7 protein-coding genes are annotated in these 21,070 nt (G+C 53.7%); 1 reads left to right on the top strand and 6 read right to left on the bottom strand.

What is annotated here, in order from left to right; genetic code table 11:
- Positions 1 to 135: 135 nt before the first annotated feature.
- The gene (gene sov / locus B036_RS0105860; protein WP_020567761.1) at positions 136 to 7,773 is read left to right on the top strand and encodes a T9SS outer membrane translocon Sov/SprA; all 7,638 of its coding nucleotides are present in this window, start codon (positions 136 to 138) and stop codon (positions 7,771 to 7,773) included.
- A gap of 150 nt (positions 7,774 to 7,923) precedes the next feature.
- Here the strand turns inward: sov and B036_RS0105855 are convergent, their stop codons facing one another.
- The 6 genes from B036_RS0105855 to B036_RS28210 all read right to left on the bottom strand — a co-directional run bounded on the left by B036_RS0105855 (position 7,924) and on the right by B036_RS28210 (position 20,806).
- A complete protein-coding gene (locus B036_RS0105855) occupies positions 7,924 to 9,387 on the bottom strand; it encodes a RagB/SusD family nutrient uptake outer membrane protein (RefSeq protein WP_044101945.1) in 1,464 nt (487 codons plus the stop codon).
- Positions 9,388 to 9,478: 91 nt separating this feature from the next.
- On the bottom strand, positions 9,479 to 12,472 hold the full coding sequence (locus B036_RS0105850) for a SusC/RagA family TonB-linked outer membrane protein (RefSeq protein ID WP_026231731.1): 2,994 nt from the start codon (positions 12,470 to 12,472) through the stop codon (positions 9,479 to 9,481).
- A gap of 40 nt (positions 12,473 to 12,512) precedes the next feature.
- A complete protein-coding gene (gene bglX / locus B036_RS0105845; protein ID WP_020567758.1) occupies positions 12,513 to 14,738 on the bottom strand; it encodes a beta-glucosidase BglX in 2,226 nt (741 codons plus the stop codon).
- 48 nt (positions 14,739 to 14,786) lie between these two features.
- The gene (locus tag B036_RS0105840; RefSeq protein ID WP_044101912.1) at positions 14,787 to 16,199 is read right to left on the bottom strand and encodes a glucoamylase family protein; all 1,413 of its coding nucleotides are present in this window, start codon (positions 16,197 to 16,199) and stop codon (positions 14,787 to 14,789) included.
- A gap of 11 nt (positions 16,200 to 16,210) precedes the next feature.
- Complete coding sequence (locus tag B036_RS0105835; RefSeq protein ID WP_020567756.1) at positions 16,211 to 18,913, bottom strand: T9SS type A sorting domain-containing protein; 2,703 nt, start codon at positions 18,911 to 18,913, stop codon at positions 16,211 to 16,213.
- Between the two features lie 36 nt (positions 18,914 to 18,949).
- Positions 18,950 to 20,806 carry a glucoamylase family protein gene (locus tag B036_RS28210; RefSeq protein ID WP_083926148.1) on the bottom strand — a complete coding sequence of 619 codons (1,857 nt, stop codon included), beginning with the start codon at positions 20,804 to 20,806 and terminating at the stop codon, positions 18,950 to 18,952.
- Between the last annotated feature and the right edge of the window lie 264 nt (positions 20,807 to 21,070).

The raw sequence follows: 21,070 nt of genomic DNA, 5'->3' as shown, positions 1-21,070 counted from the left end.
CTTTTTTGCTGCCCACCCGGCTTTTCGCCGGTCGCTCTAATCTTAAAATTGATCCCTGGAAACTTTTTCGCCCCTTCGCGTTCGTTTTCGATGGACCGCCCGAATTTTCCCCGGGCTTTTGGTAAGGATTGACATATGAATAAGACGCTACTTTTACTACTCGGTTTTGCCCTAATCTCGCTTAACTTCACCTATTCCCCACTTAAACCGGCCGCATCAACTGCTTCCGCTAACGATGCGGTGATGCGCCTGTTTTGGCACATCACCTATCAGCCACTGCCTAATCAGGTAAGAAGTGAAGACTTGCCGGGCTTTATTGGTGAGGTGAATAGGAACCCAACGGATACCATCCCTCCTATCCAGGACCGTAACCGTGACTTCATCACCGACCCCAACCGTAACTCAGTTGACCTGCGTGACCCGGCCAGCCTGCAAAAAACCGTTGAGTATGATCCTGCCACCGGAACCTACATCGTTAGAGAAAAGTTGGGGGAGATCGATTTTCGCCCACCGACTTACCTAACCTTCGAGGAGTACTTTAAATACCGTGAAAAAGAGGACCAGAACCGCTACTTCAAGCAGCTTGGTGGCGTTGGAAATCCCGAGGATGCCATCAGCATTGGAGATCCGCTGGACGATATTGAACTGGACCCCGACCTGATCAATAACCTTTTCGGTGGTACAGAGATTGACATCCAACCACAGGGTGGTGTTGACCTTAGTTTTGGTCTCAACTACCAGTTTCAGGACAACCCCTTCATCGTTGAACGCTTCCGTAAGAACACGATCTTCGATTTCGACATGGACATCCAGATGAACGTAACCGGGCAAATTGGCGATAAGCTTAAACTGAATACGAACTACAATACTGGCGCTACTTTCAACTTCGACAACCAAATCAAACTCGATTACAACTCGGAGGCCTTCAGCGAAGACGACATCCTGCGCAAGATTGAGGCCGGAGACGTGAGCTTGCCGCTGCGCGGTACCCTCATCGAAGGTGCTCAGTCTCTGTTCGGCCTCAAGACCGAGTTACAATTCGGGCACCTCAAACTGACCGCCATCGCCAGTCAACAGCGGAGCCAACGTGAAAAACTGACGATTGAAGGCGGTGCCCTACTGTCTGAATTCCAGGTCTATGCCGATAGCTACGACGAAAACCGTCACTTTTTCCTCAGCCATTTCAACCGCAGCACCTACGAGGAAAGCCTCGAAAACCTCCCGCAGATCAACTCTTTGTTCCACGCTGAGAACATTGAAGTCTGGATTACCAACGACCGGAATGAGGTATTGGAAGTACGAGACATCGTAGCGCTGGCCGACCTGGCCGAACCTTCGGTGGAGAACCTGACCAACCCCGGAGCCGTCAACACTTTTGGTGCAGACCCGGCCTATCAGCAAATATGTGGCGGCGTACCGCTCCCGGATAACGGCGCCAACAACCTGTACAGTAAACTGGTTGGTTTGGGTGACCGTGTTCGCGACATCGACCAGGCCGTTTCGACCCTGCAATCCGCCCAGTTCGGCCTGCAACCCATCCGGGACTTCGAAAAAGTATCCGCACGTAAACTGACCTCGCGGGAATACTCCGTGAACGCAGAATTGGGTTTTATCTCCCTCAACATCAACGTCCAACCCGATCAGGTGGTCGCCGTCTCTTACCGCTACAAGTACAATGGCAACATCTATAAAGTAGGTGAATTGTCGGTCAATACCGACAACACCAGCAACGGTCTTCCTAACCGCCCCGGACAAACACAGCAAGACACCAGCAGCTTCAGCAACCAGGTGCTTTTCACTAAGATGTTGAAGTCTTCCACCCAAAGGGTAGGCCTGCCGACCTGGGACTTGATGATGAAAAACGTCTATTCTCTCGGTGCCTATCAGGTAAACGAGGAAGATTTTCGCCTTGACATCCAGTACGAAGATCCGGGAGAGGGTTTCAAACGGTTCCTTCCGGTTCCGGTGGCCGACGAACCAAACGGTACGAACTACATCCCTGGCTTGCCCCTGATCCGTGCTTTCAACCTCGATCGGTTGAACGTGCAGAATGACCCGGTACCTGATGGTGTGTTCGATTTTGTCCCTGGAGTTACCATCAACCCTACCAACGGTCGGATTTACTTCCCGGTGCTTGAGCCCTTCGGAAGCGACCTCAAAGAATTATTGCGGCCGGAAGACCACGCCAGATTCGTGTATCAGGAGCTTTACGATTCCACTATTTTCCAGGCACAGGAGTTCCCAGAGAAAAACCGCTTCGTGATTCGTGGTTCCTATAAATCCTCGGTGCAGTCTGAGATCAGCCTCGGCACCTACAACCTACCTCCGGGCTCTGTTCGGGTAACGGCTGGTGGTGCGCTGTTGGAGGAAGGGCGGGATTATTCCGTCGACTATGGCACCGGCCGGGTCAGAATTCTGAACGATGCTATCCTTAGTTCTGGCGTACCAATCAATGTAAGCTTCGAGGACAACACCGTCTTCAGTTTGCAAACCAAAACCATGATCGGTTTACGGGCCGATTACGAGGTCAATGACAACCTCAGTATTGGCGGTACTTACATGCAATTGTTCGAAAGACCATTTACGCAGAAAGTTAACCTTGGAGACGATCCGATTAATAATAAAATTTACGGCTTCGATGCCACCTTCCAGAAAGAATCCGGGTTCCTGACGCGGATGGTGGATAAGCTGCCGTTTTTCAGCACAAGCGCGCCCAGTAACATCAGCCTGACGGCAGAAACGGCCTTCCTCAAACCTGGCCACAGTAAAGCCATTAACCGGGCTAGGGGCGACAAAGACGGTATCGTTTACCTCGATGACTTTGAAGGTACCGCCAGCCCCATTGACCTGAAGACGCCGGTCCAGCAATGGTACCTGGCTTCGGTCCCCCAAAATGACGCCGGCAACAACAACCCGTTGTTCCCGGAGTCTCAGCAACAGGGCCTGGTGTCGGGAGCTAACCGGGCACTACTGAATTGGTACCGACTGGAACCAAACTCCCGGACCAATGTCCCGGGAGCGGGAGACAATATTTACACGAGTGCCGTACCGCAACAGGAAGTCTTCCCTAACCTCGACATTCCGATCAGCCAACGGCAAAGGCTTCCGTTCTTCACCTTTGACATGGCCTTCTACCCTGAAAAACGGGGGCCTTACAACTTTGACCTCCCCGAGGGCTACCCAGGTTTTACTGAAGGAGCCGTACTTGAAGGAGACCCACTTTGCCCCATTAAGCTAGAGGAGCCGGAAACCCGTTGGGGTGGTATTATGCGGGAAATGCGGACCCCCGATTTTCAAAGCTCCAACATCGAATTTGTTGAATTCTGGATGCTTTCCCCTTTCCTTGACCCAACAAATGCCCGGCAAGCCGCTCCGGATGGTGCACAGAAGCAGGGCACCCTTTACCTGAACTTGGGTAACGTAAGTGAAGACATCCTGAAGGACAGTCGTAAATTTTTCGAAAACGGCCTCCCTGGCCCGGCCAACCCAAACCGGCCGGTTGACCAGACGGTGTGGTCACGCGTCCCCGTAGCACAGCAAATCACCCGTGGCTTTGACAATGATCCGGCTACCCGTATTCTGCAGGACGTTGGCCTGGATGGTGTAAGCGACTCTATAGAGGCGACCCAGTTCAGCGACTACGTAGATGCCTACAGAGGAGGCAACAGCGTCGGTTTCCAGGCCCTGCTTGAAGACCCCTCCAACGATAACTTCTACTACTTCAACAATGACCGCTACCCCGACGGAACCGACTTGCTCACCCGCTACCGCGGCTGGAACGGCATGGAAGGAAACTCCGCCGCCAACAACAGCACCAGCAATAATATTAGGGAGAGTACTACAAACCTTCCGGATGCGGAGGATTTGAATCAGGACAACACGCTGAACGAATCAGAAAGCTACTTTCAGTACGAAATTCCTTTCGTCAGAAGCGGGGCAAATCCCAGGGAATTTGACCAGGAAGCAACACCCTTTATCACTGACCGGCTGGAAGCTGACAACGGTCGCATCTGGTACCGCTTTCGTGTACCATTGAACTCGGACCAAAAGAAAGCCGTTGGCGGCATCCAGGATTTCCGCTCCATTCGCTTCATGCGGATGTACATGCGGGGCTTCGAAGCCCCGGTGGTTCTCCGCTTTGCGGAGTTTGAATTAGTCCGCAACAGCTGGCGTCGGTATACCCGCCAGTTCCAGGCTGGTCCATCGATCGGTGGTGAGGACAATACTGAATTCAATATCGATGCCGTCAATATCGAAGAGAACAGCAGCCGCCTGCCGTTCAATTACGTACTGCCCAATGGCATTCGTCGGGAGCAGAGCCTTGGCGTAGTAAATACTTTGCAAAACGAGCAATCGCTGGCGCTCAAAGTGAACAACCTGCAACCGGGCGCGCGCCGGGCAGTTTTCAAATACACCGATACGGACCTTCGCCTGTACGACGACCTGAAAATGTTCGTCCACGCAGAACCACTGGGTGACAGCCGCTTCGAACGGCCGGATACCGGCCAGCTCAGTCTCTTTATCCGAATGGGTTCCGACTTCGAGTCCAACTACTACGAGTACGAGGTGCCGCTGCGCATGTCTGATACGATGGCAATCAACGATTGCCCTCTGCCCCCCGGCAACGGCCGGCTTGAAAACACCAGTTGCTATGCCCAGGAAGTCTGGCCAATTGCTAACGAGGTAGACTTGCCGCTGACGCTGCTCAGGGACCTTAAGTTGAGACGAAATAATGAGAACGCCTCGGTGACCCAGGACTATTCTGAAGAATTTCTGCCGTTCGAAGATCGGGAAGGGAGTGAAGTGACAGCCTATGACCGTAGTGTTCGCCACACCGTTAGGGTGAGGGGTAACCCCAACCTTGGCTTCGTTAAAGTCTTCATGATCGGTATAAAAGCAAAAGACGACCTGAACAACAACGGTATAAGTTCAGAGGTGTGGGTGAACGAACTCAGGCTCGAAGGGCTCGACGAAAGGGGCGGTGTAGCCGGCCTTGCCCGGGCAGATATTCAACTGGCGGACCTGGGCACCTTCACCGCTGCAGCCAACTATAGTAGTATTGGTTTCGGGGCGCTGGACAATAACGTGACCGAACGTGCCCGGGAAGCGACTGCAGGGTATGATTTGGCGGGTAATATTGCCCTTGACAAATTCTTCCCCGAGCAGCTCGGACTGCGCCTGCCGCTGTATTTACAGCATAGTAAAACCGTCAGTACGCCGGAATACGACCCGTACGATCTGGACATTAGGCTGAAGGACAAAGTTGACTCCGCAGATAACGATGCGATTCGGGACTCCATCCAGGAACAAGCGCGGGAAATCAACAAGATATCCGCTATTGCCCTGAACAACGTCGGGATTACCCCTGCTACCCGCCGGGAAAAACCCAGCCCCCTGGACCCTGCCAACTTTAGTGTCAGTTACGGTTTTACAAAGACCGAACGATCAGACCCATTCATCCAAAGCGAGGTGGTCAAAGACCATACCGGAGCGCTGGATTACACCTTCAGCAGAGGCCGGGGAGGAACCATTGAGCCGTTCAAAGGCATCAAGAGCAAATACCTGAAGTTGATCAGCGAGATCAACATTAACCCGTTGCCGAACAGCTTCACCTTTGCCAATGTCCTCAACCGGAGTTTTGCGACTACACAATACCGGTTTGCCGGTGTCAACCCCGAATTCAATACATTCTATAACAAACGATTTACCTGGGACCGTAGCTATGATGTTCGCTGGGACTTCACCCGAAGCATCAAACTGGGCTTCAATGCCAACATGAATGCCACGATCGACGAACCGGATGAAAACAAGCTGCTGAGGTTTGCCGAAGCCGAACGGGATCAGATCCGTAAGGACAGTATTTGGAGCAACCTGACCGATGGTGGTCGACCCAAGCTTTACACCCACAGCCTGAACGCCAGCTACCAGCTACCACTTCGCTTCCTGCCTTTCCTCGATTTTGTCGACGTCCGCGCCAACTACCTGGCCAGGTATACCTGGAACGCTTCGCCGCTCAGCCTTACCGGCCCCAATACGCCGGGTGGATCCAGCTTAGGCAACAGCATCCAGAACAGCCAGAGCCGGCAGCTGACGGCCAACCTGAATTTTGAAAAATTCTACGACCAGTTTGACTTTCTCCGCCAGATCAACCGGCCACAGCGTAGACGACCCGCCAGTCGTTCTCGAAATACCGACGATAAAGAAGGAGAAGCCCAACCCCGGGAACGGCAGAAGAACAGTGGGCCTAGTAATGCTGCCCGCTTACTCATTCGCCCGCTATTGGCCTTACGGAGCGTTCGTGTCAACTACAGCGAAGATTTAGAAACCGTTATTCCTGGTTTCCTGCCCGAGCCGCAGTTCTTTGGTCAATCCGCTGGATTCGATTCGCCGGGATGGGGCTTCGTTGCTGGCATACAACCAAAAATCCGCGAACTCTCTGAAGGAGAACGAGGTGGGCCAGATGATTACCTGATGGATTTGGCCGACAACGGCTATCTCTCCGTCAACCCCTTCCAGAGTAATGACGTGATCCAGAATTACACCAAAACCTGGGACGGTAGTGCAACCATTGAACCCTTTAAGGATTTCCGCCTGGAATTAACGATGGATCGCTCCTTCACCGAAAACTATACGGAAACCTTCAAAGTCCAGGAGAAAACTCCGAATGCACCGTTCCTCCATTCTGTGCCGATCCGCGATGGTGCCCTCTCCTTCACCAACGGCGGAGCCAACTCTCTTTTCAACCAGGACACAACGAATTTGAACACGCTGTTTGAAACGTTCGAGTCCAACCGACTCATCGTTAGTCAGCGTTTAGGTCGGGAACGAGGAAGCACCAGCCTTCATGATGATACGAACCTGGCACAGCAAGGTTATAGCCAGGGCTACGGACCAAACCAACAAGACGTTCTGTTGCCCGCCTTCCTCGCCGCCTACCGTGGAGAAGACGCGAACAACGTGAGCCTTAATCCATTCGACCTGCAGGCTAGTCCGAACTGGCGATTGACCTGGACGGGGCTGGATAAAGTCGGCGCCCTCGGTGAGATTTTCCGCCGGGTTAACATTCAGCACGGTTTTCAGTCTACCTTCTCCATCAGTAGTTATGGCACCAGCCTGGATTACCTGGATGCACTGGAGGACGCCACAGCACCGTTGATTGGTTTCGATACGGTAACCCTGAACTACTTCCCCCGCATCGAAATCCCGAACATTACGGAGTCTAAATCTTTCGCACCGCTGCTGTCCATCGAAGCGGAACTGCAAAACGGACTATCCTTCAACTTTGCTTACCAGAGCCAGGATAACAAAAGCATCAACATCACCAGTAAGCTGCTCAGTGAGCAGGTCAACAAGGAGATTATTGGTGGTTTCGGCATTGTACTCGAAGACGTTCAGATTGGTTTCCTGCAGGGCAAGAAAAAGAAGCGTTCATCAAGTCGGGAGCAGGAAGAACAAGCGAACCAGCGCACCCCTCAAAGAGGTCGTGGCAATAGCCAGTCCGGTGGCCGGCTGTCCATCAGTGACATGGACATCCAGTTCAACTTCAGCCTCCGGGATGGCAAAACCTACGCCAGCCGTCTGAACCCGCGTATCCGCGAGATCGTAGAAGGTAGTCGGGTCTTTACCCTGGCGCCGTCCGTCGAGTACCAGGTCAATGATTTGCTCAGTCTGCGGGCGTTCTTCGATTACCGCAAAACGACACCGTTTAACCCCCTCGGTTTCCCGCAGACAGCGGCAAGTGGAGGAATGGTGGTACGCTTCCAGCTCCAGTAGAGAATGGGAGAATGACGAATGGGAGAATAGCTGCCGCTGTTACCACTCACGTCGCTTCGCTTGTTCGCCAGGGTGAGCAAGCGAAGCTTTGCGAACGGTACTTGCGGCAGCTATTCACGCATTCTACCCTTCACTCATTCTCCCATTCACTCAATATCCAGAATTCTGCGTCAAAGCACCTTCACTAAGATCGATCTCCCCCTGAGGAACGGGAAACAGCTCATGCTTTCCTTCCACAAAGGCTTTGCCCAGTGCCTGCATTGCTGCTGCAGCGCGGCCAGTACGGACTAAGTCAAACCAGCGGTGTTGCTCCAGCGCAAGCTCCACCCGGCGTTCCCGTAATATAGCAGTACGCAGCTCGGCCCTGTTAGTCGTTGTTACTACGGGTAGAATACGGCTGTTACCGCTACGAGCCCGTGCCCGCACCCGCTCCAGAAGTGGTAGTGCTTCACCGGCCCGGTCCAACTCATTAAGCGCCTCCGCAGCAATCAACAGAAGGTCGGCGTAACGAAAAATCCGAATATTACCCGGTCCGTTACCGTTGCCTCCGGGATGATCCACCACAAAAGCTTTTTGGTTAAAGCGCTCTCCGACGATGTTGGGGTTATCCTGGACGATAGCGGAGCCGTCCGGCAATACCTCTCCTACGTAAAGGATACTTGCCTCCCGACGTGGGTCTCCCGGCTCGAAAGCGGCAATCAGGTCATCACTTGGCCGGTTAAAACCCCAGCCGAGGTTAGGCGTTCCCCGCACGCCCTGCACTTCGTTATACTGGCTACCGCCACCGCCCGTTTCCAATGCAGCGGCCTGCACTTCAAAAATGCTGCCGGGCCCGTTCTCGCCCGGCCGGCTGAAAATCGAGGTAAAACTGGGGGCTAAGGAATACTGGCCGGAGTTGATAACGCCAAGTGCGAAATCAGCAGCTTGCTGGTATTCACCACGGGTTAGATGCACCTTAGCCAACAGGCCTTCAGCTGCTCCCTTCGTTACCCGACCCAGGTCAACGGAGGCGTAGGCCGACTTTTGCGGAAGTACGGCCGCAGCGGCCTCCAGGTCAGCAATAATCTGTGCATAAACATCCTCCTGAGAAGCACGTGGAATGGCAAACTCTTCGGGAAATGGTTCCAGAATCAACGGGACATCGCCAAACCAACGCACAAGATTGAAGTAGAAATAGCCGCGCAGAAACTGTGCTTCAGCAATCAACCGGGTCCGTAGCACTTCATCCATTTCCGGCACATCAGGAATACGGTTAATGGCCAGGTTAGCCCGGAAAATGCCCACATAGTAGCCTTCCCAAACCGAGGCTGGCGCAACGTTAGAAGGCGTGTGCTCAAAATCTTCTACCTCCTGAAGAAAAAATCCGTCGGACGGGAAACTTCCTTTTTCGGAATCATCGCTGACAATATCCGTCATCCCGATAAAGCTAAAAACGTGGACTTGCCACGTGCGAAGTTGATTATAGACGGCATTGACCGACTGAACCGCCTGTTCCTCCGTCTGAAAGAAATTGTCGAGCGTGTAAACACCTTGTGGCGTTCGCTCCAGTACTTCATTACAGGAAAAAGACAGTAAGAGTAGCCCGCAAAGGGCGCTTATTTTTGATAATTTCATGATGCTTAATTTAATGGTGAAACCGATCTCAGGGTTCACTAATTTTGAAACATGCTGTGTTTCCGGAACCTTACGCTAAGTAGAAATGGGTTTAAAAAGTGACGTCCAGGCCAAAGGTTACCGTTCTGGAGATGGGGTAAATGGTCCCCCGGTCAATCCCATTATCAAATACCGAACCATTGAAAATTTCCGGGTTATAACCGGAGTAATCCTGGTTTGTCCATAAGTTAGTACCACTTACGTAGACCCGGAAATTTTGCATTTTAAGTCGATCTGTTAACGTATTTGGTAATCGATAGCCAAAGGTTAGGTTCCGCAACCTAAGGTAGGAACCATCTTCTACAAAACGGCTGGAGAGGGTTTCGATGTTCTGTCCGGCCAGGGTAACCCGGGGTTCAGTGTCACTGGCGTTGTCGGGGCTGAAGCGGTCCAGGAAACTGGTTTCGTAGTTATAAGCACCGAAGCGCGACATTTTTTTGGCATTAATGACCTCATTGCCGAATTGTCCCGTTAGGTCAAAACTCAGGTCGAAGCCCGCGTAAGCAACGCTACCGTTGACCCCCAGAATAGCGTCGGGGATAGCCGAACCGAGCACCACCCGGTCTCCGTCGGGGGTGATCATACCGTCGCCGTTTTGGTCACGGAATCGCAGATCGCCCACCCGCTGGGTGCCAAGTGTTGGAAACTGATTGAGTTCTTCTTCCGTCTGGAAAACGCCATCCAGCTCATAGCCGAAGAAGGCTCCGGCGGGGTTACCCGCCCGCGAATTCGTCCCCAGTTGACCGCCGATACCAAGTCCGCCAGCAAAGAAATCATTACGGTCACCATCCAGTTTCAGCACTTCATTATGAACCGTACTGAAGTTCGCGCCCAGCGAATAAGTTAGTTTTCCCCGCGTCTCCCGCCAGGTGAGGCGAAGATCAACTCCCCGGTTAAGTACCTCAGCGATGTTCCTGACGGCAGGTTCAGCCCCCAGGTAATCAGGGATAGGCGCACGGAAGAGAACACCGCTGGTTACTTTGCGGTATACGTCGGCCTCCAGTTGCAGCTTATTGGCAAAGAAGCCTAGCTCCAGGCCAACGTCGGACTGGGTCGTTTCCTCCCAGCGCAAGTCCGGGTTAGCCAGGGCGGTGAGCGTTGATCCGGGGAACAGGATTTCGTCCGTCCCAAATACCGTGTTCAGTCCGCTGTTCACCAGAGCGGTGTAGTTGTAATCCCCAATGCGATCATTGCCCGTCCGTCCCCAACTGGCCCGTAGTTTAAGCCGGCTGATGAGACCGTCGGCATTCCAGAAGTCCTCCTGGCTTACGTTCCAGCCAAGGCCAACAGAAGGGAAAAATCCATAGCGGTTGTTCGCACCAAAGCGGCTGGAACCATCCACGCGGCCAGAAACCGTAATCAGGTATTTATCATCAAAGACGTAGTTGACCCGGCCGAGGTACGAGGCCAATCCCCAGTCACCACCGTTGACACCACTGTTGTTGGTAGCCGTCAGAATATCTCCCGAACTCAGGTAGAAAAACGAAGGATCCTCACCGATCAGGCGCGACCTGCTTCCACTTATAAATTCTCCGAAGTTATCCTGATACGTAAGCCCCACTACGCCATCGAGGTGATGCCTGCCGAAGTCATTATTGTAGGCAAGGGTATTTTCCCAAAGCCAGTTACGGCGGTAGCCGTTGAAGACGCTGAGGATACTTTCTTCGTTGCGTTGGTTGGCACTGACTTCGAAAACCGGCGTAAAGCTGCGGTTACGGGCATAGTTGAAGTCGAGGCCGAAACTGGTACGCAACGTAAAAAACTTGCCCAGCCCCGCTTCGGCGTAAAGGTTACCTACGGCGCGGTACTCCTGGCTCTTGTTGTCCGTAAACTCAATCGTAGCAAGTGGGTTTCCCGTATTACTGACGGCAGAAGTATTGTTGAAATTCCCCAATGAATCCCGTGGGCTGACAATAGGCGAAGTCCGGTAAGCATCCAGTAGAATCCCTCCTGCGTTTATGTTGTCTGAACCGCTCAATACCAGGCTGAGGTTGTTACCGATTTTAAGCCAATCCTTGACCTTACGGGAAGTATTCAACCGCAGCGTAAACCGATCAAATGCCGATCCATAAATAATGCCCTCCTGACGAAAGTAGTTGGCACTCAAATTCAGGGAAGACTGCTCGTTGCCATTAGCGAAACCCAACTGAATATTCTGGATCGTCGCCGCGCGGAATATGGCGTCTTGCCAGTCCGTTCCTTCGCCGAATTCCTCCGGATTCGGGTAGCGGGGCACCCGGCCTTCGTTCAGATCAGCTTCGTTGATCAGGTTAGCATACTCGGTGGCATTGGCCAGATCGATGGTGCGAAGCACCTCCTGCGTTCCGGTGTATGCGCCCAACGTGATGCGGCCTGCACCTGCGTCCCCGCCCTGCTTAGTTGTCACAATAATCACGCCATTAGCCCCCCTTGCGCCGTAGATGGCCGTAGCCGATGCGTCTTTAAGCACCGATACGCTGGCCACGTCGCGTGGGTTCAAAAAGGAGATGTCGTTCAAAATCATACCGTCTACCACGAAGAGCGGATCAGCATTATTGAGTGTCCCTACACCACGGACACGAAAGATGGCATCGGCACCAGGAGCACCGGAGCCGGGAATGATCTGCAGGCCGGAAACTTTGCCCTGCAGGGCCTGCCCCAGCGACTGGGTGGGTATATCCACCAGGTCCTCGCTTTCCACCACCGATACTGCGCCGGTGAGATCGCTTTTTCTTTGAACACCGTAGCCGATGACAACTACTTCATTCAATAATTCAGATGCCTCGCTAAGCTCCACATCAATCCTGGACCGGCTGTTTATAGCAATGGTTTGCGGATTAAATCCGATGTACGAAAATTGAAGACTGTCGGTGGTTTCCGGGATGGAGAGGGAATAATTTCCGTCAATATCCGTCACCGTTCCACTGCTTGTGCCCGTCGCCCGGATACTTACGCCGATCAGGGGGTCCCCGTTGGCGGTCACCGTTCCACTGACACTTTTCTGGGCGCGGACGCCGGTGCAAAGGAGGAGCATAAGAGCAAGGATGGTAATAAATCGTTGTCGCATGATATGTTGATTTTGTTTGATTGGGCGATTGCGGGAAGTATTACTTCAGACTGAATTCAACTACCCGGTCCGCCTGAGAGCTTCCGCCCACAAATACCCGGTAGGTGCCCGCTTCGGTACCGTAGGTCATGTCCTGGCGGTGGAAGGCCAGGTCGTCGGAAGTTAGTGTAAAGGTGACCACCTGCGTTTGTCCAGCGTCGATCAGGACCCGCTCGAAAGCCTTCAATTCGCGCAGCGGGCGGGTCACGCTGCCCACAACATCCTGGACATAGAGCTGGACGATCTCTGTCCCTGCCCGTTGACCGGTGTTGGTGACGGGAATACTAATCGTGACACGATCGTTGGCAGTAATGCTTTTTTTGTCGATCGTTGGATTTCCGTAAGAAAAGGTCGTGTAAGTCAGTCCGAAACCAAAAGGGTACAGCGCCTCGTTGCTTTCGTCCAGGTATTTACTGGTGTACTTATCGTTTGGGTTGAGGGGCCGGCCGGTGTTTTTGGCAGCGTAAAAAAGTGGTACCTGGCCGACGGACCGGGGGAAGGTCATCGGCACTCTCGCCGACGGTGCATGGTCGCCGAACAACAGGTCGGCCACCGCGTGGCCGGCTTCAGTTCCCGGATACCAGGCTTCCAGAATAGCGGTAGCTTTTTCCGCAAGTTCGGGGATGGCCAGTGGCCTGCCATTGAATAGCACGGCGATCACTGGTTTCCCCGTAGCGGTCAACTCAGCAACCAGCAAATCCTGCACCCCCGGCAGGCCGATATCGGTCCTGCTGGCCGCCTCGCCACTCATCTCCCAGGTCTCTCCCAGGGTCAGGATGACGGCGTCGGCAGCCCTGGCAGCCTTGAGCGCGTCGTCGAAACCGGTCCGGTCACTTCCCTTGATGGCCGGAACGTTAACGTAGTCAATCCTGGTAGATTTGCCTACAGCCTCCCGAATACCGGTGAGTAAAGTAATGACGTCTTTAGCCTGCCCGTCGGCCTTCCATGCTCCCATCATGTCAACCTGGCTATCGGCCAGCTGACCGATGACGGCAATTCGCTTCAGGTCTTTGCGCAACGGCAGGGTTTGCATTTCGTTTTTCAGCAGGATGATACTTTCCCGCCCAATCCGCCTCGCGGCTTCCCGGTGTTCAGCAGTGAGGATGTTTTCCCGTTCGCGCGCTGCGTCATTGTAGCGGTAAGGGTCATCGAATAAGCCAAGGGCATACTTCATGCGGAGGATACGGCGAACAGCCTCGTCTACCTGGCGCATCGCTACTGCTCCATCTTCTACCTGTTTACGCAGGTGGTTATAATAGACAGCTCCCTGCATATCCATGTCTACGCCGGCCTTGACCGAGAGCTGGCCGGCGGCAGCTTCGTCTTCCGCTACGCCATGAGGGACCAGTTCGTTGATGCTGGTGTAGTCCGTTACGACGAATCCCATAAACCCCCAGGCTTCGCGGAGGATTTTGGTTAGCAGGTGCTTATTAGCGGTAGCGGGGACACCGTCGACCTCGTTAAAACTGGTCATGAAGGTGGCTGCGCCAGCGTCCAGTGCCGCCTTGAAAGGTGGCAGGTAAATGTCGTGAAGAACACGTTCAGAGATGTCGACGGTATGGTAATCCCGACCGGCCTGAGCAGCACCATAGGCGGCAAAATGTTTGACACAGGCCAACACCGTGAACGGATCGTTCAGGTCCTTGCCCTGGAAGCCGCGCACGCGCGCGGCAGCCATGACCTCACCCAGATAGACATCCTCTCCGGCACCTTCCATCACGCGTCCCCATCTTGGATCGCGGACAAGGTCGACCATTGGTGCAAAGGTCCAGTGCAGCCCTGCGGCGGCTGCTTCTCTGGCGGCAATGCGGGCCGATTCTTCGGCGGCATCCGGATTAAAACTCCCGGCTTCCGCCAGGGGGATTGGAAAGATCGTCCGGTGGCCGTGGACAACGTCGTAACCGAATAGCAGCGGTATTTTCAAACGGGTCTCCTCTACGGCGATTTTCTGCAGTTTACGCGTGTAGTCGGCAGTGTGAGCGTTGAAAATTGCTCCAAGGCGAGCGCTTTTGATGTCGGCTTCGTAACCTTTCCGGATGGTGGGTCCGGTTACGTCCCAATCACTGGTGAACAACGTCATTTGCCCCACCTTTTCCTCCAGCGTCATGATGCTGAGCAGGCTGTCGATATGGGCCTCATGCCCGGCGTTATACCAGTCGGGAACAGACACTTGGGCAGCAAGTGGGCTAACCAGGAGAAATAAAATAAAGAGGTAACAAATACGCATGTGATAATTTTTATAGCCCTTCAGGTTATATCGCAGGAAGGGCGGCAATTAGTTTTCCAACCAGCCGCCGGTGAAGCCGGCGCGTTCTAGCCCTTTACGGATGTACGGGCTTTTCTTCATCAGCTCCCACACCAGGCCGGAGCGATGATTTTCCAACTGGATCACGATCGGTCCCTGGTCGATGCCCAGATAGTCGACGTCAAACCAGCCGTCAGGCCGTTCCTGGTCGGGGAAAGACAAGTTGAAGGCATCTTTAAAACCGTAGGGGCCGATCAGGCTGTCGTAGTGGGTCGTCCACATTTGGTCGAGCGCAGCAAGGGTTTCCTCGGGTGCAAAGGGGACTGAGCCGCCAACCGCCGTAGGGGCAATCGTGCCATCATCCCGGACATCACGACCGGAGGCACCACGTGCCCAGTAGGCCCGGAATTTAACGGGGTTACCATTATAAAGGGTGTCCAGTCCTCCGGGGCCGTCGCAGGCCGTAAGTCCCCACTGATTGGGGCCGTAACCAACAAAACCGGTGGGGTTTTCCATACAGTAGGCACGGTTAGCCAGGGTTGCTTTACGGCTGTTTTCAAAGTAATCGCTGTCTTGCTTCCGCATGTAGTCGTCACGAATTCCCCGGAAATCAATGTACATCTGGCTGTACTGATGGCCGAACAGTGGACTAAAGTTGAGGTGGTCATAACCTTGGTATTCTCCCCATTGGTAGTTCTCAGACCACTTCTCCCAGGCATTATCGGGTACCGGATGGGTAGGAGATCCCATGGCCAACACCAGGAGGACCATCGCTTCATTGTATCCGTTCCAGTCTGCTTTTATGAACCCTTTCTCCGGGTGCCAGCCCATGCTGATGCGACCGGCGTCGTTCAGTGCCCAGTCCCATTCCACCCGCCGGTAGAGTTGATCTGCTAGTTCCCGGATACGTTTTTCATGGTCAGTATTACCGTCGAAATAGACCTGGCTGGAGAGTACTCCGGCCATGAGCAGCCCGCTGTCGATGGTGGAAAGCTCTACGTTTTTGTAGCGTAGTGCTTCATCATTAGTAAGGAAGTGGTAAAAAAGTCCTTTGTACCCTGCAATCCCGGACTCTTCTGCCCCCTGGGGCAGGGACCATAGTTTTTCCAGCGTCAGCATGGTTCGTTCAGCGGCAGCGGCGCGGCTAACGTAGCCACGCTCTACGCCTACCAGATAAGCAGTGAGGCCAAAACCAGTAGCGGCAATGCTGCTGAAGCGTTTGGTTGGCCAGCGATCCGGGATTTGGTAGTTGCCCGGCAGGGCGGTTTCCCAGAAGTAGTTGAAGGTCCTTCGCTGGAGTTCATCGATGCTGAATTCAGTATTAAGAGGGACGGCGGTGCCAGGGCCACCGGCTGCTGATGTGGATATTTCATCCACATCAGCAACTGATGACTGACAGGCCGTCATTACTGCCCAAAGCAGTAATAGCGGTAAGTATTTCATCAAGCGGTGTTTTACTCCTTGATGATCATGGTCCGGGCAACGAGGCTGCCATTTTCGCCTCTGGCCGTCAGTACGTAGGTACCAACGGGCAGGCCATTAACCTCCCATTGCACCTGCGTACGCGCCCCTGAAACCGTCAGCTGACGAACCCGCCGGCCCAGCATATCCGTTAATTGGAAAGTACGGGCACCTTCTGCGTTCTCAATCGTCAGTTGTTCACCGACGGGGTTCGGATAAGCCCGCAGGTCTTTTATGACCACGGGATTGAAGATGCTGGTCGTCATACAACTTCCGCCACCTACGCTGATGTCGTCAAAGTAATGGGTCAGGTTCTCCGTTGGTACAACCCCGAAATTAGGGATGATCGTGATGCGGCTGTACCTGGCATCATCCGGGAGTACGCTCATATTGAAGGTCAGTTCCTGCCACGCTCCTGCGGTCGTATATTCAGCAGTAACATCACCAGAGGCCGGTGCGCCGTCCAGGCCACCTTCCAGTTTGAGTACGACTTGCCCGGCTACGTCCATCAGTACCTTCATGGTCACAACCTTATTGTCGTTGGGCAAGGCGATCGGGGCATCAGGGTCCGCAAACGAACCAGCGAATGGTTCTCCATCACTGGCTTCTTCGAAGACGCCAACCGTGGCACTGCTGTTCACGTCATCCATTAGCGGGTTATCCACCACCATGAATTCATTCCCTTCCAATGCTCCGTTGGCAAAGTAGCTCCAGCCCAGGAGGGTAAAATCATCATCGTCAAAGGAAGACACACAAGAGCTGACGAAAGGTGCCCGGTTCCAGCGGAGATCGTCTATGTAGTAAGTATTTGGCTCGGCGTTGTCGGTACCCGCACCAAAGAAGAGGACCAGCTTGGTGTAGCCACCATCGGCATGAGCGCTTAAGTCTACGCTATAGTCTACCCATTCCTCGGTCGAAGGGATATCAACAAAAACTTCCACATTAGCTGCGGTGCCGCCTTCCAACTTGAAGAGGATCTGTCCGGCGACCGGTGCCCAGGTTTTCATCGAGAAGATGTTCCTCAGGCTCAGGTCAATGGGCTGGGGGTACTCAATGACCAAGGCATCGAAGGCACCGGGAGGATCGATAAATTCGCCCACTTTGTCGCTGGGGTTACCCATCGATACGTCGGGGTTATTTACCGGCACCGGAACAGCACTACAGCAAGTGTAGTTGGCGTTACGCTGGCATTCGAAGTCGTCAACAATACTCGGATCAGGTGCTACGCCTGCACAGGCATCCACCGTGCTTTCTCCCTGGATCAGGTTGTCGAAGTAGTAAGTGCCCGTACCCGCCGTTTCAGAATCGAAAAGGATGTTTACGTCGCTGAAGTCCGTCACGTCGGCAAAAGCTTCGAAATTGAAGCTGAGGGTTTGCCAGGTTTCCGTGGCGGTGATGTTGGCCTCGGCACTTTTAGCGCCTTCAATGGCGCTGCGCAGTTGGAGCGTCACCTTAGTGGCACCGGCAGGTGCCCACACGTCGAGATTAAGTTGCGGACTGGTGCTCAGGTCGATTCCGTCGGGCAGTACGCTCGTCAGGGTGGAGAACATAGAAGTTCCGCGGACGTACTGACCAACATTGTCGCTGGTGTTATCTCCGGTAGCATCGGGGTTGGCAATTGGCCCGGTGAAGGTACCGTGCAGGGCATTGTCGCCATTCAATGGCATCCAGGCGAGGTTAGCACCGTCTTCGAAATCTTCCAGCGCTTCAGCCGGTGGCGGTGGGGTTATCGTGATGTCATCGAGGAAATAAATATCTCCAGTGCCATCTTGTCCGGCATTAAGGAAGAAGACCAAACGGGTATGGTTGGCATTGCTTTGACTGCTGAAGTCGGCACAGATTTCTACCCATGTTTCCGTTTCTTCCACGGGCACGCCGGTTTCAAAGGCAGGGGAGACGCCTCCTTCCAACTTAAAGAGCAGGTTACCGGTTACCGGGGCCCACACTTTGAGGCAAAGTTGGTTGTTGGTGGAGAGGTCAATGGCTGAGTTATAGCTAATGACCAGGGCGTGGAAACCGCCTTCCTGGTCGGTATAGCGGCCGACGCCGTCGCTGGTGTTAATGCCTCCGGGGGCGGGGTTGGCAACGACAGAGATGTCATCGAAACCGGGAACGCCGTAGGTGGCGTTGCGCTGGCATTCAAAATCATCAAGAATCGTCGGATCTGGAACCGTACCTGCGCAGATCCCGGCAGGAGAAGCGATGATGTTATCGAACAGGTAAGTATCCGTGCTTGTCTCGACGCCTGGATCGAAGAAGAGGATGATGTCGGTCAGGCCGGTAAAGCCGGCTGCGGCGCTAAAGTCGAAGGTGTAGGTCCGCCAGACGTTAGCCGTAGCAATGTTGACCGTTTTTTCGATGTTATTGCCACCGCCTTCCAGCTTAAGCAGCAATTGGGTAGCCGCTCCGGCATTGATCTGGATGGAGAATTGGTTGTTGACACTCAGGTCGAGTGGAGTAGCGACCTGGGCACGAAAAAAGCTGAAGGCGCGGTCGCCGGCTTTCGTGTATTGCCCGCACCATTCGCTGGTGTTGAGCAGGGTGTCGGCAGTGTTCATGACGGGCCCGTCGTAAACACCTTCGAAAGCTTCCCAGGTTAGGTCGGCTACGCCGCCTTCGAAGTCTTCCAGTACCACCTGGGCACTGAGTCCGCCGCAGAACAGGGCGATAAAAAGGAAAAGTAATACTCTTTGCATGATCGGTTGATTTGAGTTAAGCGAATAAATAAAAGGCTAGTCCGTAAGCAGCAGTGGCACGGTGGCCGATCCGCCGGGACCATTAATTTTTAGCAGGTAGTAGCCGCTTTTTAGGCGCGGCCGCAGGTGCAGGGGAAGTTGATGGGCGCCGGCCTGCAAGCGGGTTGGAGGCAGCACCTGGCCGAGGCTCCGTCCATCCTGGGTGAACAGGTCTACGGAGATATTTCCTCCCCGCTCCAATTCAAGGGTCAGGTTGGTGAAGCCCCTGGCTGGGTTGGGAAAAACACTTGGTTTGGAGGTTAGGAACTGAGGAACCTGGTTAATGCTTGTAGTAGTAGAATCGGTGGTAAAGCCGATTTCCTGCAGTGCGGGACCGATTTCCGGGTTCTGCATGAATAAGTCCCAGAGCAAACCACTCCGATGGTTTTCAATCATACAGATGATGGGTCCCTGATCAATCGCCAGGTAGCTGTCGGCATACCAGTTAGCGCCCTGATTAAAGGCGTCGAAAAAGCCATATCGCCCCCATATTTTATCGCCGAGTTCGCGGTAGAAATGCTTCAGGGCGGCCATACTCAATTCTGGTGTGTAGGGCATCGAACTGAGGGCAGCGGTCGGGGCAATGGTACCGTTGTCTTCGGCAGAGCTGTTGGGCGAGTGTGCCAGGTAGCCGCCAGGATTGTCGCTGGCGGTGAGGCCCCACACCGTAGGGCCGTAGCCAACGCGGTTATAAGGATTGTCCTGACAGTGCTCGTAATTGATCAGGGTCTGGTTGGTGTTCCGGGTGAAGTAGTTGGTATACCGGTCCTTAATGCCGCGTGGATCGAAACCCAGGTAGCTGTAATGGCTGAAGAACAGTGGCCCACCCTTTGCCCTGCCCACCAGGACGGGAATACCGTAGTAGCTGAAGTTATTGACGTAGTCGTTGGCACCGGCCCAGCCGGTGTGGTAAAGCGATGCCGGAATTTTGTTGGCCGCCGTTGGTGAGGCGATACCCAGGAGGTAGGCGATGTGAACTTCGTTGAACCCCCGCAATGGCAGGTCGATGGCGAATTGATTAGCGGGCGACCAGTGCCAGCTCAATACATTATCTCCTGGCTGCTGATAACCACTCCACTCCACTTCTTCCCATATTTGGGTAATGTTCTCCCGCAGGGCAACCTCCTCCGGGGTGTCTCCGGAGTAGTATTGGCGGGCGGTCAGTAGCCCCTGAATGAGGAAGGCCGTTTCCACCAGGTCCCCGCCATCGTCCAGGGCGCTAAAGGGAATCACCCTGCCGGTGGTCCCGTTCATCCAATGGGAGAAAGCCCCCCTGAAGCGGGGGACGGTTAGGAGGAAGTCTACGATCTTTGTCGTTCGCTGGCGCGCTTGTTCGAAGGTAATAAAACCACGTTCGGCGCCTACGATCAGGGCCATGATGCCGAACCCACTACCGCCGGAGGTAACGGTGGCAGTCGTATTTCGTTCGCGCGCCAAGCCCGAAGTCGGGTGCCCGAAGTCATAGAAATAGCGAAAAGTATATTCCTGCACCATGTCCAGCAGCATGGAGTCGTTCATCTCGAAAGTCGTGGCCGTAACGGTGTCTGATGGTTGTCCTTCCTGGCTACCGATGCCAACGGCCCGGAGGTAGTAACTACTGGTCACATCAAAATCTCCGAGAAAGTCGACATAGTCTGTCGTAACGTTGTTTACCGTTCCTCTTAAGGTGAAGTTTCCGTCTTCTGTCTTACCGTACACCTTCACATCGGTCACCGTAGGGTTAGGGTGTTGGTCCCAACGCAACGCAATGTGATGATCGTAAGCCTTGATTTCCACGCCAGTTACCGGGCCGGGTTGAGCGGAGAGGGTGGCCGACATAAAAACAGCAAGGATAAATGATAGTGTTTTCTGCATGATAGGTAAACTAGGCAACTTTTTCAGGGAGTGAGGCTGACTCCTCCAATTCGAAAGACAATTTCAGCTTAATTATCCTTTAATCCTAAATATTCACCTCACCACGACTACGCCATTATAGAAATTATCTAAACAGTAGTAGGTTTGGACATCGCCATAAAATAGTCCGTAACTATTTGACAACTAAATAATTACATCTTCTTATTACTCCCTAAAGCCTGTTAACGGCATCAGATCATCACCTCACCAACAGGAGTTACGGGA

The sequence above is a fragment of the Neolewinella persica DSM 23188 genome, assembly GCF_000373105.1.
GTDB classification, from domain to species: Bacteria; Bacteroidota; Bacteroidia; order Chitinophagales; family Saprospiraceae; genus Neolewinella; species Neolewinella persica.
The sequence above is the reverse complement of the archived record's forward strand: the minus strand, read 5'-3'. Positions and strand labels throughout refer to the sequence as shown.

What these genes read in the sequence shown, in the direction of transcription:
- sov (WP_020567761.1), top strand. Translation starts at nt 136, where the DNA reads ATGAATAAGACGCTACTTTTACTACTCGGTTTTGCCCTAATCTCGCTT.
- B036_RS0105855 (WP_044101945.1), bottom strand. Translation starts at nt 9,387, where the DNA reads ATGAAATTATCAAAAATAAGCGCCCTTTGCGGGCTACTCTTACTGTCT.
- B036_RS0105850 (WP_026231731.1), bottom strand. Translation starts at nt 12,472, where the DNA reads ATGCGACAACGATTTATTACCATCCTTGCTCTTATGCTCCTCCTTTGC.
- bglX (WP_020567758.1), bottom strand. Translation starts at nt 14,738, where the DNA reads ATGCGTATTTGTTACCTCTTTATTTTATTTCTCCTGGTTAGCCCACTT.
- B036_RS0105840 (WP_044101912.1), bottom strand. Translation starts at nt 16,199, where the DNA reads ATGAAATACTTACCGCTATTACTGCTTTGGGCAGTAATGACGGCCTGT.
- B036_RS0105835 (WP_020567756.1), bottom strand. Translation starts at nt 18,913, where the DNA reads ATGCAAAGAGTATTACTTTTCCTTTTTATCGCCCTGTTCTGCGGCGGA.
- B036_RS28210 (WP_083926148.1), bottom strand. Translation starts at nt 20,806, where the DNA reads ATGCAGAAAACACTATCATTTATCCTTGCTGTTTTTATGTCGGCCACC.